This is a genomic window from Arthrobacter sp. YD2, from assembly GCF_030410475.1.
Lineage (GTDB): Bacteria > Actinomycetota > Actinomycetes > Actinomycetales > Micrococcaceae > Arthrobacter_B > Arthrobacter_B zhangbolii.
In genome coordinates this window covers 147,972-162,456 of the sequence record NZ_JAUHHB010000004.1, presented here as the reverse complement: position 1 = coordinate 162,456, position 14,485 = coordinate 147,972, and the positions used below count along the sequence as shown (strand labels likewise).

15 protein-coding genes are annotated in these 14,485 nt (G+C 67.2%); 6 read left to right on the top strand and 9 right to left on the bottom strand.

Annotated elements, in window-relative coordinates; genetic code table 11:
- Window positions 1-2 precede the first annotated feature (2 nt).
- Window positions 3-800: a DNA-formamidopyrimidine glycosylase family protein gene (locus QWJ37_RS15530; protein WP_290245868.1), complete on the top strand. Its 798-nt coding sequence runs from the start codon at window positions 3-5 to the stop codon at window positions 798-800.
- Window positions 801-978: 178 nt separating this feature from the next.
- On the opposite strand, the gene QWJ37_RS15525 is transcribed toward QWJ37_RS15530, so the two are convergent.
- Window positions 979-1,845 carry a LysR family transcriptional regulator ArgP gene (locus tag QWJ37_RS15525; RefSeq protein WP_290245867.1) on the bottom strand — a complete coding sequence of 289 codons (867 nt, stop codon included), beginning with the start codon at window positions 1,843-1,845 and terminating at the stop codon, window positions 979-981.
- Window positions 1,846-1,914: 69 nt separating this feature from the next.
- Between QWJ37_RS15525 and QWJ37_RS15520 the strand changes: the two genes are divergently transcribed.
- Together QWJ37_RS15520 and QWJ37_RS15515 are read left to right on the top strand one after the other, a co-directional pair.
- A complete protein-coding gene (locus tag QWJ37_RS15520; RefSeq protein WP_290245866.1) occupies window positions 1,915-2,511 on the top strand; it encodes a LysE/ArgO family amino acid transporter in 597 nt (198 codons plus the stop codon).
- 92 nt (window positions 2,512-2,603) lie between these two features.
- Window positions 2,604-3,023 carry a GNAT family N-acetyltransferase gene (locus QWJ37_RS15515; protein ID WP_227904947.1) on the top strand — a complete coding sequence of 140 codons (420 nt, stop codon included), beginning with the start codon at window positions 2,604-2,606 and terminating at the stop codon, window positions 3,021-3,023.
- Here QWJ37_RS15515 and QWJ37_RS15510 read toward each other — a convergent pair whose 3' ends face one another.
- The 5 genes from QWJ37_RS15510 to QWJ37_RS15490 all read right to left on the bottom strand — a co-directional run bounded on the left by QWJ37_RS15510 (window position 3,024) and on the right by QWJ37_RS15490 (window position 9,288).
- Window positions 3,024-4,574 (bottom strand): MFS transporter, encoded by a 1,551-nt coding sequence (locus QWJ37_RS15510; protein WP_227904945.1) that lies wholly within the window; start codon window positions 4,572-4,574, stop codon window positions 3,024-3,026.
- Between the two features lie 92 nt (window positions 4,575-4,666).
- Window positions 4,667-6,142: a hypothetical protein gene (locus QWJ37_RS15505; RefSeq protein ID WP_290245865.1), complete on the bottom strand. Its 1,476-nt coding sequence runs from the start codon at window positions 6,140-6,142 to the stop codon at window positions 4,667-4,669.
- Window positions 6,139-7,020 (bottom strand): ABC transporter ATP-binding protein, encoded by an 882-nt coding sequence (locus QWJ37_RS15500; protein ID WP_290245864.1) that lies wholly within the window; start codon window positions 7,018-7,020, stop codon window positions 6,139-6,141. The genes QWJ37_RS15505 and QWJ37_RS15500 overlap by 4 nt, the downstream gene beginning before the upstream one ends.
- Complete coding sequence (locus QWJ37_RS15495; protein WP_290245863.1) at window positions 7,017-8,159, bottom strand: iron ABC transporter permease; 1,143 nt, start codon at window positions 8,157-8,159, stop codon at window positions 7,017-7,019. The genes QWJ37_RS15500 and QWJ37_RS15495 overlap by 4 nt, the downstream gene beginning before the upstream one ends.
- Window positions 8,134-9,288 carry an ABC transporter substrate-binding protein gene (locus tag QWJ37_RS15490; protein WP_290245862.1) on the bottom strand — a complete coding sequence of 385 codons (1,155 nt, stop codon included), beginning with the start codon at window positions 9,286-9,288 and terminating at the stop codon, window positions 8,134-8,136. The genes QWJ37_RS15495 and QWJ37_RS15490 overlap by 26 nt, the downstream gene beginning before the upstream one ends.
- Before the next feature lie 163 nt (window positions 9,289-9,451).
- Here QWJ37_RS15490 and QWJ37_RS15485 point away from each other — a divergent pair, with 163 nt between their 5' ends.
- Both QWJ37_RS15485 and QWJ37_RS15480 read left to right on the top strand, forming a co-directional pair.
- Window positions 9,452-9,958 carry a MarR family transcriptional regulator gene (locus QWJ37_RS15485; RefSeq protein ID WP_290245861.1) on the top strand — a complete coding sequence of 169 codons (507 nt, stop codon included), beginning with the start codon at window positions 9,452-9,454 and terminating at the stop codon, window positions 9,956-9,958.
- Window positions 9,959-10,122: 164 nt separating this feature from the next.
- On the top strand, window positions 10,123-11,049 hold the full coding sequence (locus QWJ37_RS15480; RefSeq protein WP_290245860.1) for a serine/threonine-protein kinase: 927 nt from the start codon (window positions 10,123-10,125) through the stop codon (window positions 11,047-11,049).
- Between the two features lie 27 nt (window positions 11,050-11,076).
- Here QWJ37_RS15480 and QWJ37_RS15475 read toward each other — a convergent pair whose 3' ends face one another.
- Window positions 11,077-12,552, bottom strand: coding sequence for a SulP family inorganic anion transporter (locus QWJ37_RS15475; protein ID WP_290245942.1), 1,476 nt, complete (start codon window positions 12,550-12,552; stop codon window positions 11,077-11,079).
- A gap of 131 nt (window positions 12,553-12,683) precedes the next feature.
- Here QWJ37_RS15475 and QWJ37_RS15470 point away from each other — a divergent pair, with 131 nt between their 5' ends.
- Window positions 12,684-13,586, top strand: a complete 903-nt coding sequence (locus QWJ37_RS15470) for an RluA family pseudouridine synthase (RefSeq protein ID WP_290245940.1) — start codon at window positions 12,684-12,686, stop codon at window positions 13,584-13,586.
- Between the two features lie 12 nt (window positions 13,587-13,598).
- Here the strand turns inward: QWJ37_RS15470 and QWJ37_RS15465 are convergent, their stop codons facing one another.
- Entirely contained in the window at window positions 13,599-13,904 is a 306-nt protein-coding gene (locus tag QWJ37_RS15465) for a hypothetical protein (protein WP_227904933.1), read from the bottom strand.
- Between the two features lie 43 nt (window positions 13,905-13,947).
- Complete coding sequence (locus tag QWJ37_RS15460; protein ID WP_227904931.1) at window positions 13,948-14,418, bottom strand: hypothetical protein; 471 nt, start codon at window positions 14,416-14,418, stop codon at window positions 13,948-13,950.
- Window positions 14,419-14,485: the final 67 nt, after the last annotated feature.

Here is a 14,485-nt window from a genome sequence, read left to right as displayed (position 1 = left end):
GCGTGCCTGAAGGCGATACCGTCTGGCGGGCCGCCCGCGATCTCAACGCCGCACTGGCCGGTCAGGAGCTTACCCGGTGCGATCTCCGGGTCCCCAAGTTTGCCACTACCGACTTCACCGGTGACACGGTGCAGGACGTCGTCTCCCGCGGCAAGCATCTGCTGATCCGCGGCGGCGATCCTGCGGAGGGCTGGATCCTGCACTCGCACCTGAAAATGGAGGGCCTCTGGCACGTATACCCCCGCGGCGGGAAGTGGCGGCGGCCGGCGTTTAAGGCCCGCGCCGTGCTGGAAACCGCCACGCACCAAATAGTGGGCTTCGACCTGGGCTTCCTGCGCGTGGTGGCGCGGAAGGACGAGGACGACGCCGTGGGCTACCTGGGGCCCGACCTGCTGGGTGCGGACTGGGACGCGGAAGAGGCGCTGCGCCGGCTGCGGGCCGAACCGGACCGCCCCATTGGCCTGGCGCTGCTGGACCAGCGGATCATGGCCGGGGTGGGCAACGTGTACCGGTGCGAGCTGTGTTTCCTGGCCGGCGTGCATCCGAAAACCCCGGTTTCCCAGGTGCCGGATCTGTCCCGGCTGGTGGACCTGTCCAAAAGGCTGCTCGAGGCGAACAAGAACCGGTCACGCCGGATCACCACCGGTACTGCGGGCCGGGACCAGCTGTGGGTCTATCGCCGGGAGAAGCGCGGCTGCCTGCGCTGCGGTACCAAGGTGGCCCATGAGCTGTTCGGCGACAACGAGCTGGAGCTGCGGGACCTGTATTACTGCCCGCACTGCCAGCCCCTGCGGGGTTAGTTTCCCGGCCCGGTTCGGGTTTTTCCGACCGGTTTCACTGTTTCCGACCAGTTCCTGAGTTTCCGACCGGTTCGGGTGTTTCCGACCGGTTTAAACACGCCGGAAAGACGCAAAGTGGTCGAAAATCCGCAGTCCTGACGCAGCCGGGCCCGCTGGTTGGAAGGTTTCGTGCCCGCCGCTACCTCAGGTGCCGGGCGGCCCGCCGCACGGAGGCGCCGATACGTTCCAGCCGCTCCGAGTCCAGCTTCCACGCCTGCCAGTACAGCAGGACATCCTCATGGGCCCGGCCGTCCAGCAGCACCAGCGCTCCGTCGTCGAGGTCTGTCCCCAACTGCAGTTCCGGCAGCATGCCCCAGCCCAGTCCGGCGCGGACCGCAGCCAGGAACGCTTCAGAGGACGGGACGGTGTGCCGGGGCGGATCCCCCGTTGCACCGCGGACCCGCAGGAACCGGCGCTGCAGCTCATCCTTGGCGTTGAACCGAACCACGGGCATCGCTTCCCAGTCGATCCCGCCTGCTCCGGTAAAGCGTTCCCGGAGTTCCGGCGTGGCCACCGGGAGGTAGCGCATGGCCCCCAGCGGCTGGACCCGGCATCCGTTCACCGGGGCCGGTTCGGCGGTGACGGCGGCAATAACGTCGCCGCTGCGCAGGAGCCGGGCACTGTGGTCCTGATCTTCCACATGCAGGTCCAGTGTGCTGTCGGTCCAGCCGGCTGCATCCGAGAGGACCGGCAGGAACCAGGTGGCAAGGGAATCCGCATTCACGGCCACCGGCGTCGTGGCCCGGGTGGATGATCCGCCGGACAGTGTGTGCCGCGCTTCGGATTCCAGCAGCTGCACCTGCCGGGCCATCCTCAGCAGCACTGCCCCGGGCTCCGTGGGGGTACACGGTGCTCCGCGCCGGACCATGATCTGCCCCTCAGCATTTTCCAGCGCCTTGATGCGCTGGCTGACGGCCGAGGGGCTGACGTGCAGCCGGTCCGCGGCCGCTTCGAAGGTTCCCTCCTCGACGACGGCGGACAGGGCACGCAGATGTTCAAAGTTCATGAAGCAAAGCTAATGCATCCTGAAAAAGAATCGTTGGTCTGATTCGCATCGGAGAACTACGTTGGAAGCATGTGGAGCATAGCGGCAACCGGCATGGTCACCGGACTGGGATTGATTGTGGCCATCGGGGCGCAGAACGCGTTTGTGCTGCGCCAGGGTCTGCGCCGGGAGCACATTGGAACCGTCACCGCCCTGTGCATCATCAGCGACGCACTGCTCATCTTCGGTGGGACTGCCGGGATCGGCGCACTGGTGAGCCGCTTTCCCGCAGCGCTGGAGATCCTCCGCTGGGGCGGCGCGGCCTACCTCACCTGGTGGGGTATCCGTTCCCTGGTTTCTGCCCTGCGCCCCTCGGCTCTGACCGCCCAGGCGCCGCGCAGCAAAGGCACCGTCATTCTGACCACTCTCGCGCTGACCTTCCTGAACCCGCACGTCTACCTGGATACGGTGGTGCTGCTGGGGAGTCTGGCGAACCAGTACGGACCGGACGCCCGATGGACTTTCGCCGCGGGCGCCGCCGTCGGCAGCCTTCTCTGGTTCACGGCACTGGGCTACGGCGCGCGCTCACTGTCCGGTGTGCTGAACCGGCCGAGGACCTGGCAGGTGGTGGACCTGCTGATCGGCATTGTCATGCTGGTCCTGGCCGCGCGGCTGGTGCTGGGCTGAGCAAACCCCGGCAGGGTCCGGCACCGCCGCAGCCCGGTGCCGCCCCGTAATAAAACGGCGTCCGGGCCAGCGGACGTGGAAGCATTTCCTCCATGACTGATGAACCGTACCGCCTGCTGCACACCGCCCCTCCGGTGGAGGCCTACCTCCGGTTGCGCGCGGAGTCCGGGCTCAGCCCGAAGCGGGCGGACCAGGCCCGGGCGGCCCTGCCCGGCAGCTGGGCCGCCGTCCACATTGTCGAAACAGCCACCGGGACGCCGGTGGCCATGGGACGGGTGATCGGTGACGGCGGCTGGTACTTCCATATTGCGGATATGGCCGTGCTGCCCGGCCACCAGCGGCAGGGACTGGGCGACCGCGTGCTCACCGAGCTGCTGGCCCAAATTCGGGCCGAAGCCCCGGCCGGCTCCTGGGTCACGCTGATGGCGGATCCGCCCGGACGGCGCCTGTATGCCCGGCACGGTTTCCTCGAAACCGCGCCGGACTCCCTGGGCATGGCCCTGACCCTGTAATCAAGACGTGCGAGGCCTGTTGTCCGGGGCCGTGGTGGTGCGGGCCTGAGCCGTCTTCGTACGGGTGCCAAGGGACGGGATGTTCAGGGCGGCCACAGCGATGCTGCAGACCAGCAGCGCCATCCAGACCCACCCGCCCACGTGGCGGTAGGCGTTCGCAAAGTCCGCCGAGGCTGCGGACAGGATCGTGCCAACCACCGCGATGCCCAAGAGCTGACCGGTCTGCTTCGACGTCGAGAAGAGCGACGAGGCCAGACCCGCCTCCGAGTCGGGAAGCGCTGCGAGCTCCTCCACGCTGAGCGGATCGTTGAGCAGTCCGTAGCCGAAACCGAAGACCACGAACGACGCCGCCTCCACCCACAGCGAGCCGTCCGACCACAGCAGCAGCATCACCGAGCCCAGTGCCATGATCCCTCCACCCGCCACCAGGTCCTGCCCCGCCCGACCGGCCGCAACGATCCGCCCGGACAGCTGGGCAGAGACCAGTGCGGCGATTGCGAGCGGAAGGAGGAAGATGCCCGCTTCCAGCGCGCTCTCCCCGCGGATCGAGCGCAGATACTGCGGGGCGATGTAGAAGAACCCGGCGGCGGCGGCGAAGCCGATGATCGAGGTGAGCGACGCCCGGACGAATGGGCGGTCAGCGAAGAGGCGGAGCGGGATCAGGGGATCCGGGCGGCGCCGGGCACGCAGCAGCCAGACGATGAGGAGGACGGCCGCGGCGCCGAGCGAGATCAGGATCGGTGCAGAGGTCCAACCCAGCTGTGTGCCCTCGATCATCGCGAAGGCCAGCGCGGCGAGGAACCCCGACACCAGTAGCTGCCCGACGACATCGAACGGGAGCGGCGAGGGGTTGCGCGACTCCCTGACGGCAATTGGCACCAGGGCCAGGCCGATGAGGGCTACCGGGACGCTCATCCAGAACACGCCGCGCCATCCGAAGAACTCGCTGACGACGCCCCCGATGAAGGGTCCTGCGGCCAGGGCGACGCCGCCGATCGCGGCCCACCACGCGATCGCGCGGACCCGCACCGCGGTGTCGGACGACCGGGCAGAGACGGCGGCGAGCCCGGACGAGGCGAGCATGGCTGCGCCGACGGCCTGCACGACGCGGCCGACGATGAGCACGACAACATCGGGACTCAGCGCGCAGACGACGGAGCCGATCAGGATGACGGCGAGTCCGGCAAGCAGGATGCGACGGCGACCGAGTCGGTCCGCCATGTTGCCCGCCGCTGTCAGGAGGCAGGCGAATGCGAGGACGTAGACCCCGACCGTCCACTGCAGCATCGTCATCGAGGAGCCGAACTCCTTCGCGATGTCGGGCAGGACGATGCTCACGATCGAGCCGTTGACCGTCAGGACGAACTGCGCGATGCAGCACGCAATCAGCGCGACGACGGCTTTGCCCGCCGGCTTCATGAACGACCAGACGTGTGGACCGGGGCGAATGCTGCTTGCCGGCTGCACCCTGCGCGGTGACTCATGGCCCCAGTGTGGCACCACCCACAGCGGATGCGGAGCGGGTCCGGCGGAAAACTGCGTGTCTTCCAATAACCCGCTCCGCAGCCTCTCGGCATCGATCCCGCCGAACTCCCCTGGGCATGGCCCTGACCCTGTAGTCCCCCGTCCCCCGCAAGCGCAGGTCAGGGGTGTTTCCCCGCGGACGGATGTGTGGCGGTCACCCAGCGCAGCAGTGAGTACAGCAGCTGTGAGGCCCCGGGCATAAACCCGGATCCGTGGTGGTACACCGGGTCCATGGTGGTCACCAGCAGACGGGCGGGCTGGTTGACCTCATCCACATACATCAGGGTCCCCACCTCGGCACCGTCCTCTTCCATGACCACCAGTGACCGGGCCCCGGGGCGCGGGTGCAGCAATCCGTGATGGTGCCAGGACACGGACCACGGGGTAAAGAACTCCCACATCGGGTCCTCCGGCAGCCGCAGCCGGGTGCCGTTGTCCTCGCCCGTGCGCCATTTCCAGAACACTGTGGGCCGGAAGGTGTAGCCAACACCGGGCAGCCATTGCTCCACCTTGTTTTCGCCCAGTACGATCACCGTTTTCCCCGGATCCTCCAGCGCCGCAAGCAGTGCCGGGACAAAACGCTCCAGCTGGCCCTGGTGCAGCCGGTCGCTGACCAGCACCACGTCCAGGTCCGCCAGCACGGCCGGATCAGCGTCCGGGAGGTACACGGATTCCAGCCGGTAGGGTGCCAGCGCCGGATCAGCAAGGGTGCGCAGCGGCTGGAAGGCGCCGCAGTGCAGCAGCCCGATCCGCGGCGCGGCACCCGGTGCGCGGGATTCGCGGGATTCGCGGGATTCGCGGGATTCGCGGGAAACCCTAGCATCGCGGGCTGCGCGGGCGACGGCGGCATCCGCCGGGGCGGTGGCGGGGAGAACGCGGGCGACGGCGGCATTAGTGCCGCCGTTCTGCGCGCCGTCGTGCACGCTGGTCCCGCCGTCCTGTCCGCCGTCGTTCCGTCCCGCTTCGAGCCAGGCCACCAGGTTCGGGCCAAGCACCCGGGTGCTGTAGCCGTCGTCGCTGAAGCTCTCCAGGTCATTGCCGCCGTGCACCAGCACTTCGCCGGCGCCGATGCGGTAGGCGTAGTCCAGCGGCAGCCGGTAGGAGCCAATGCCGGTGATGACCTGGGCTCCTTCGGGCAGGTCCAGGTGGTAGCCGCGGCCGTAGAAACCGGCTACGCCTATCTCCTCCAGCCGCTCATAGCTGTGGATACCGGGCACGCCGGTGCGGTAGTGCAGGTCCCGGTCATCGATCCCGTTCCAGACCGGATGCTCGCTGACGGCGTGTGGACGGACATCCTGCGCACCGCGGAATTCCAGCTTCCGCCACACGGCCAGCCCGTCGATGAACGGCTTGACCACCTGGCCGTTGACCAGCACCCGGCCGCCGGAGCGGACAAAAGCCGTCAGTTCCTCCCGGTAGCGGCCCAGCAGCAGGTGGTCCACGCTGCCGCTGATCACCAGAGCGTTGGCGGAGAGAATCCGGGCACGGGCGGCGTCGTTGGTCAGGTCGTAGGCATCGGCGTCGGTGATGGCACCGCGCCAGGACGGGTCGGCCTGACCGCGCATGGGCGTGCCGCCGATCAGTCGGATAATCACGGAAGGTCCTTTCGGATAGGCAGGGGAAGGTCAATCAACGGTGCCCCGACGGCTTCGGGCACCGGGCAGGCGCGGCAGGACGGGCCGAAGTCCGGGACCGCGATCACGCGTTCGCCCGAGACGGTTCCCACGGTGGGGGTGCAGATGGGCAGGCCGTACACCTCGGACAGGGCGGGGCCGGTAAGCAGTTCATCGGTGGGACCCCAGCGGACGTCATGGCTGCCGACAAACAGCAGCGCATTTTTGGACACGTGCAGGGCGTGGTCCGGGTGGTGGGTGGTCATGATGACGCCCATACCGTCGGAGGCCAGGCCGGACAGTACCGCCAGCACGCGGGACTGGTTGTTCAGGTCCAGGGCGGAGGCCGGCTCGTCCAGGATCAGCAGCTCGCAGCCGGAGGCCACCGCCCGGGCAATAAGTACCAGCTGCCGCTGCCCGCCGGACAGCTCGGAGTAGTCCCGTGCCGCCCAGGCGGCCACGCCCACCCGCTCCATGGCGGCCTCGGCGGCGTCATGGTCCTCGCGCCGCGGAGTCTGGTAGGCCCGCAGGTGCCGGGTGCGGCCCATCAGCACCATTTCGGCGACGCTGAAGGAAGGGCCGGCGCCGTGGTCCTGAGGCACGTAGCCGATTCCCGGGGCGCAGGACACGGATCCTTCGCGCGGGGCCAGCAGGCCGGCCAGGCATTTGAGCAGCGTGGTCTTGCCCCGGGCGTTGGGCCCCAGGATGGAGAGGATTTCGCCGGGCTGCAGTGTGAAGCCCAGGTTGCGGAACAGCCAGGGCCGCAGCCGTGAGTAGCGGAACCCCAGGTCCGCCACCTGCATCAGCGGGTCCTGCCCCTGGTTTCCGGACGCGGGGCGCGGCATGGAAAGCACGGTCATGAGACCTGGCCTTTCTTCTGTGATCGGGCCAGCAGCGCCACGAAAACCGGCGCGCCGATAATGGCGGTAAGGATGCCCAGCGGCAGTTCGCTGCTGGTGACGGAGCGGCTGAGGGTGTCGATGAGCATCAGGTACGTGCCGCCCAGCAGCAGCGACGCCGGCAGCAGCACCCGGTGATCTGGTCCCACCCAGAGCCGGGCCAGATGCGGAACCACCAATCCCACCCAGCCGACGGCGCCGGCCACGGCCACTGTCCCGGCGGTCATCAGGGCGACGGCGCACAACAGCAACACGCGTGAGCGCTGCGGGTTCACGCCCAGCGCGGCGGCGTCGTCGTCGCCCAGCGAGAGCACGTTCAGCCGCCAGCGCAGGGCGAGCACGACGGCGGCGCCCAACGCCACCGGGACCAGGGCGGTGAGTACCTTGTCATAGCTTGCTGCGGCAATGGAGCCCAGCAGCCAGTGCACAATCGAGGGCAGTTCGGAGTACGGGTCCGCTATGTAGGTCATAAAGGAGACCAGGGCGTTGAAGAAGGCTGCCACCACAATTCCGCCGAGCACAATCATCAGCATCGCGTTGTCCCGTCCGCCCAGCCGGCCCAGCAGCAGCACGCCGGCCAGGGCGGCGAGGCCGAACCCGAAGGCTCCGCCCACCATCCAGCCGCCGGAGAGGCCAAGGGTCAGTACCAGCACGCCGCCAAAGGATGCCCCGGCCGTGACGCCGATGATGTCCGGGCTGACCAGCGGGTTGCGGAACAGTGCCTGCAGGCAGGCACCTCCCAGCGAGAGTGCCCCGCCCACCAGGAAGGCCAGCAGCACGCGCGGAAGCCGCACGTCCAGGACCACGGTGGCTTCCTGGTCAGTCCAGGTCCGCCGGAGCATTCCCTCCCCGCCAAAGACGGTGGTGGCCTCATTGGCGAGGATGCGCAGGATCTCGTTCGGGGGAACCCAGTAGCGGCCGGCTGCCATGGACACCAGGGCCACCGCGCAGAGGATCAGGAAGCACAGCAGCAGGATCAGCCGGCGGCGTGCAGCTGTGGGGGTTCCGCGGCGTGCTCCCGCCGGTGGTGCGGGGGCTTTCCGCGCGGGACCAGCGGCGGGTGCCGTGCCCATCTCAGCGGCGGAAGACGTCGTAGCCAACACTGGCACCGTTCATGTCCAGCCGCAGGGCGGCGTCGATCTGCCCTTCGGAGACGTCGTATCCGTAGAGGTAGCTGATCTTTTCCTTCATGGCGGCACGCAGTGTGTGGCCGGTGCGGTCGGGGTGGTAGATTTCCGCCGCCCACTGCCACATCAGCGGCGACTCGGCGCAGGGCACCTCCCAGCGGTAACCGCCCAGTGGGGCCTTGTAGACCCGGCGGTTCTTCACGGCGGACACCGAGGCAAGGGACTTGTCCGCATAGACCTCTGCAGGAGTGCGGGCGTCGAAGCCGCCCAGTGTGATGACCTCCGGATCCCATTCGATCAGCTGTTCGGCACTCACCACGTTCTCGGCGGAGATGTTGTCTGCGGCCATGTTCTGCCCGCCGGCCAGTTCCATCCAATAGTGCATGTAGGAGGTTTTGTTCGAGGCCGAATAGCCGTCACCGGACTGGCCCAGGTGCACCACCCGAACGGGCGTTGTGACGCCGGAAAGTTCCTCCTGCAGCCGCGAGATTTCGGTGTGCATCCAATCGACAATTTCGGTGCCGCGCCCTGGCTTGCCGAGGATGGTGGAGAACAGGGACACCCAGGTTTCCAGGTACTCCTGTGTGCCGTAGAGCAGGCAGACGGTCTTGAACCCGGCATTTTCGAGCGGCTCCACGAGGCCGTCGCCCTGGTCCGCCCACTGGAAAACAACGTCGGGTTCCAGGTCGGTGATGGTTTCAATGTTCGGCGTGAAGCTGGACGGGGAGATGGTGGTGGTCTTTTTTGATTCCGGGAACATCTCGCCGAACAGGCCCTGCTGGTTGGCCTGCAGGGTGGACTCATTGATGCCCACAATCCGGCCGTAGCCGCCGTCCACGGCAGCCAGCATGGACGGGGAGGGGATCACGGTGGTGGCGATTCGCTGCACCGGAGCGTCAAAGGACACCTGCACGCCGCGCATGTCCGTCACGGTGAAGCTTCCGGACCCGGCGGAGGCTGCCGGGTTGCCCGCACCCACGGTCTCCCGGGATGAGCAGGCGCCAAGCGCCAGGGCAAGGAAGCCCAGACCGGCTCCGCCAAGGACGGTTCGGCGCGAAGGCCCGATGGAGGACATGGACGGCGGGACGCTGGGTGCGGGCAAGGGTGTTCCTATCAGTCTGAAGTAAGGCTGTCCTAAATCGGACAAACAACATCAGACCACACCCGAACGCATTAGCTCATATTTTTATGTCCTAATTACAGTGTGAATTGTGTCGCACCGTTCCCTAGCCGGGCTAGCCTTCAGGAGGACTAGGATTGGGCGAATGGACATCCCCCAGCAGCCCGGCGATCAGGGCGGGTACTGGTACACCCCGGATCCGGAGCACCCGCGGGCCCGCGACGTACTCGACGCCGTGCGGAGCTACCGTGCCACCGAAACGCAGATCCGCCGGCGCACCCAGGACTCCATGGGCATGAATGAGAATGACCTGCTTGCCATGCGCTACCTCATGCAGGCACGCCAGGCGGGCGGAAGCCTGGGACCCAAGGATCTCAGCCGGCTGCTGGGCATTTCCACTGCCTCCACCACGGCGCTGATTGACCGCCTGGAACGCGGTGGCTATGTCCAGCGGCGCGCACGCCCGAATGACCGGCGGGCCTGGGAGATTGTCCCTACCGAAACGTCCGATGAGGAAGTCCGGGAGACCGTTGGGGACATGCACCGGCGCATGATGCAGGCGGCCGCCAAACTCTCCCCCGCCGAGGCCGACGTCGTCATCCGCTTTATGAACCGGCTGCGGGACGCGCTGCCTGAACCGCCCGCCGGCTAGCCCCTGCCGCAACCCACCCCATTCCGGCCACACACTTCCCGCCGCCTTATTTCTGCCGGCCCCACCGGCCGCGCCGCACCCGTACTGGACTTTCCGATCCCGCCGCAGGTATCTTAGCTTTTCTAGTAACTAGACAAGCTAACTATCCATGGGGGAGCGGGACAATGAGCGGCTCGGCGCCTGCGGCTATTCGGCATTCCCGGCCGGTGGCCGAACAGCCCCGTTCCGTCCCGTCCGGCCGCCCGGACTCGTCCGGTTTCAGTGCCCACGTTCTCCTCGACGGACGGTACTGCCTGGATGAACCCATCGGACGCGGCGCCGCCGCGTATGTCTGGCGGGCCACCGACCTTGCCTCGCTGGAGAAGGTGGCCGTGAAAATCTTCTCCGCTCCCCTGGGGCACGCACCCCAGGGCCACGAAGCCTCACACGAGGCCGCCGTGCTGGCAGCGATACCCCATCCGCATGTGGTGGGGCTGTTGTCCCACGGCGCCATCAGCCACCCCGACACAGGTGCTCAGGCCCCCTATCTGGTGCTGGAGATGGTGCCCGGACCCAACCTGCGCCAGGACATTGCCAGCCACGGCGCCATGCAGCCCGCCGCCGCGGCACGTCTCGGCAGGGACGTGGCCGCCGGACTCTCCGCCATACATGCGGCCGGATATATCCATCGGGACATCAAACCCTCGAACATCCTGCTCGACCCGGGGTCGGGGACCGCGAAGATTGCCGATCTGGGAACAGCCGTGGACGCCCAGGGCGGCGGGGAGCAGCAGTCCTACGGGAGCCTGCCGTATATGAGTCCGGAACAGGTCCACGGAACAGACCTGACCGGCGCCACCGACGTGTACTCCCTGGGACTCGTCCTGCTGGAGTCCATCACGGGTGTCCGTGCCTTCGACCTGCCGCAGGTTGAATCCATGGTAGTCCGGACGGTCCGCGGCCCGGAGATTCCGGCCGCGCTGCCGGCCGGCTGGAGGTCCCTGCTGACGGCGATGACGTCGCTTTCCTTCCGGGACCGCCCGACGGCGGAGGAATGCCGGACGGCGTTCACGGCCCTTCTTGGGGACTCGCCGGCACTGCGCGCCGCCTGACCACGGCCGCCCGGTGAGCGCTCCGCGTCAGCCCAGCTTCCCGGTCATCCGGTTCCGCATCTGCACGCTGGCGTCATTGAGCCCGGCAATCTGCACCTCGGTTCCGCGCCGGCGGTACTTTTCCGTGACCGCATCCAGGGCGGCAACCGTGGAAGCGTCCCAGACATGCGAACCGCTGAGGTCAATGACCACACGGGCGGGATCGCGGACATACTCAAACTGGGAGTAGAGATCATTCGAGGAGGCGAAGAACAACTCGCCGTTGACCGTGTAGGTGGCCACGGCGCCGTCGTCGTCAACCGTGCGGTCCACGGTGACGAAGTGGGCTACCCGCCGGGCGAAGAGCACCATGGCCACGAGCACGCCGACGCCGACGCCGATGGCCAGGTTGTGGCTCCAGACCGTGACGGCCACGGTGGCGAGCATAACGGCGGTCTCGCTCTTCGGCATCATCTTCAGTGTGGACGGGCGGATGCTGTGCCAGTCGAAGCTGGCCACTGCCACGAAGATCATCACGGCCACCAGGGCGGCCATGGGAATGACCGCCACAACATCGCCGAACACCACCACCAGTACCAGCAGGAACACGCCGGCGAGGAAGGTGGAAATCCGGGTGCGGGCGCCCGAGGCCTTTACGTTGATCATGGTCTGCCCGATCATCGCGCAGCCGCCCATCCCGCCGAAGAATCCGGTCACAATGTTGGCCGCTCCCTGGCCCCAGGCTTCCCGGGTCTTATTGGAGCGGGTGTCAGTGACGTCATCCACCAGCTTGGCCGTCATGAGGGATTCCAGCAGTCCGACAAACGCCACGGCCAGCGCGTAGGGGAAAATCACCTGCAGGGTGTCCAGACTAAACGGGACGTCAGGCAGCAGCAGGGAGGGCAGGCTTTCCGGCAGTTCGCCCTTGTCCCCGACGGTCGGCACGGTCAGGGACGCTCCGACGGTAATCGCGGTGAGCACCACAATGGCCACCAGGGATGCCGGTACCGCTGTGGTGAGCCGGGGAAGGCCGAAGACAATCAGCAGCCCCAGCGCCACCAGCGGGTAGACCAGCCACGGGACGCCCAGCAGCTCGGGCACCTGTGCAACGAGGATCAGGATGGCCAGCGCGTTGACGAAGCCCACCATGACCTGGCGGGGAATGAAGCGCATGAGTTTCGCCACCCCCAGCACGGCCAGCAGCACCTGGACGACGCCGGCCAGCAGCACGGCGGCAATCATGTAGTTCACGCCGTGGGATGCCACCAGCGGTGCGATGACCAGGGCCACGGCTCCGGTGGCCGCGGAGATCATTGCCGGGCGGCCGCCGAGGAAGGAAATGGTCACGGCCATGGTGAAGGCGGAGAACAGGCCGATGCGCGGATCCACCCCGGCAATCACGGAAAATGCCAGCGCCTCGGGGATCAGTGCCAGGGCCACGACGAGCCCGGCCAGGACCTCGGTTTTGAGCAGTTTTGGTGACCGCAGGGTGCGCAGGACGGACTGGCGCTCTTCGGGCGTCAGCGCCGTCGTCGTGCTCGGCTCAGCAGGAGGAATAACTGGTTTGGTGGCCACCGGGCTCCGTTTCGCAGGGTTCGCGGGCAGAAGGGCCCAGCCCAAATTTAAGCCCGGGCACCCGATATCCTGAAACCGTGATGCAATCCCCGCTTCCCGTGCGCAACGGAGTCAATGCCACCCGCCTGCGCTTGCCGTCAGAGGGGCCGTGGAAGACCGCCATGGACTATGTGCTGGAGCGTTTTGGCCATGTGGATCCGGACGGGATTGTGAACCGTTTTGAGCGCGGCGAGGTGGTGGGCCTGGGCGGTGTTCCGCTGACCGCAGCCACGCCCCTGAACGAGCACACTTTCATCTGGTACTACCGTGAGCTCCCGCCGGAAGAGCGGATACCCGTGGACATCGGCATCCTGCACCATGACGAGAACCTGCTGGTGGTGGACAAGCCGCATTTCCTGCCGACGACGCCGGGCGGGATGTATGTGGCCGAGTCGGCCCTGGTGCGGCTGCGGGTGCAGCTGGGAATCCCGGACCTGATTCCGATGCACCGGCTGGACCGGATGACGGCCGGCGTGCTGCTGTTTTCCACCAACCCCGAGACCCGGGGCAAGTACCAGATCCTGTTCGAGAAACGGCGGATCAGCAAGGAGTACGAGGCCGTGGCCCCCGTCCGCGAGGACCTGGCGCTGCCGCTGACCGTCCGCAGCCGCATGATCAAGTCCCGCACCTACCTGCTGGCCCAGGAAGTGGAAGGCGAGCCGAATGCGGAAACCCTGATTGAGCTGATGGAAAGCCGGGACGGACTGGGCCGGTACCGGCTGTCCCCGCACACCGGCAAAACCCACCAGCTCAGGGTGCATATGGCGTCCCAGGGCATCGGGATCCTCAACGATTCCTTCTACCCCGAACTGCTGCCGCAGGCACCGGATGACTATGCCAGGCCGCTGCAGCTGCTGGCCCGGTCGGTGCGCTTTACGGATCCGCTCACCCGTGAGCCGGTGGAGTACCGAAGCCGGCTTTCCCTGGACGCTTTTCCCGGCTGATTCTTCCGGTGCCTACAGCACCGTCCAGCGTCCGCGCATCCGGCGGAGCACCCGGAGGTCCCGACCGTTGGCTACTTCCTCGACGGCGGCGCGCATGTTGATGGCCGCACGGCGGGCGCGGGAGTTTTCCACGGAGAATTCGTCATCCGGCACGGTGAACCGCAGCGTGATCCGCGGCACCCCGGAGACGATGTCCAGCTGGTTGGCCTCTACGTGGTGGGCCGATCCCAGGGCGGCGACGGCTGTTTCCATTACCGCTTCGGGCGGGTTGCCCGGCTTCAGACCGAGGATGTTCAACTGCACGCGGAAAGAAGGCATGGAACCAGCCTAGTGCCGCCCCGGGAGTGACCTTGGGCAGGAATTAGCGCTCTGCGTCCGGATCCGGCTCGTCTTCGGGATCAAAATCGGCCAGGGGGTTGCCGCCAAGGTGCGCCGGGTCGTCGCTGGCGTCTTCCTCGTCACCCACGGTCGGATCACCGAAATCAACGTCGGACGCCGCTTCGCCGATGGTGGGTTCCTCCGGCGGAATCTGGCTCTCGCCGTCGAGGAAGCGTTCCTCAGCCGTCTCCTCGCGCAGGGCCTGGTCGGAGAGGGCGCCGGGCTCATCCAGCGGAGCTTCTCCGCGGATCAGCGGGTCTGCCTGCCAGTTGTCGGGGTTGTCTTCGGCCGCGCCGGGATAGGTGAGGTCTTCGGCGTCCGTCAGCTGGTCCTGCTCCAGCAGCTCGTCTTCGGAGACCACCGTCAGTTCGTCCGGGGTGGCAACCGCTGCGACGTCGTCGGCCAGAACCGGATCGTCGCCGAGTTCGGGATCAGGAATGCTCTGCTCGCTCATAAACCTTGCCTTTCACGTCCGGGAAACCGGACCGCAACCCGTGCGGCCCATTTAGTAAGCCTACTGA

Coding starts and splice junctions, on each gene's coding strand:
- QWJ37_RS15525 (WP_290245867.1), bottom strand. CDS start 1,845: ATGAACTTTGAACATCTGCGTGCCCTGTCCGCCGTCGTCGAGGAGGGA.
- QWJ37_RS15520 (WP_290245866.1), top strand. CDS start 1,915: ATGTGGAGCATAGCGGCAACCGGCATGGTCACCGGACTGGGATTGATT.
- QWJ37_RS15515 (WP_227904947.1), top strand. CDS start 2,604: ATGACTGATGAACCGTACCGCCTGCTGCACACCGCCCCTCCGGTGGAG.
- QWJ37_RS15500 (WP_290245864.1), bottom strand. CDS start 7,020: ATGACCGTGCTTTCCATGCCGCGCCCCGCGTCCGGAAACCAGGGGCAG.
- QWJ37_RS15485 (WP_290245861.1), top strand. CDS start 9,452: ATGGACATCCCCCAGCAGCCCGGCGATCAGGGCGGGTACTGGTACACC.
- QWJ37_RS15480 (WP_290245860.1), top strand. CDS start 10,123: ATGAGCGGCTCGGCGCCTGCGGCTATTCGGCATTCCCGGCCGGTGGCC.
- QWJ37_RS15470 (WP_290245940.1), top strand. CDS start 12,684: ATGCAATCCCCGCTTCCCGTGCGCAACGGAGTCAATGCCACCCGCCTG.
- QWJ37_RS15465 (WP_227904933.1), bottom strand. CDS start 13,904: ATGCCTTCTTTCCGCGTGCAGTTGAACATCCTCGGTCTGAAGCCGGGC.
- QWJ37_RS15460 (WP_227904931.1), bottom strand. CDS start 14,418: ATGAGCGAGCAGAGCATTCCTGATCCCGAACTCGGCGACGATCCGGTT.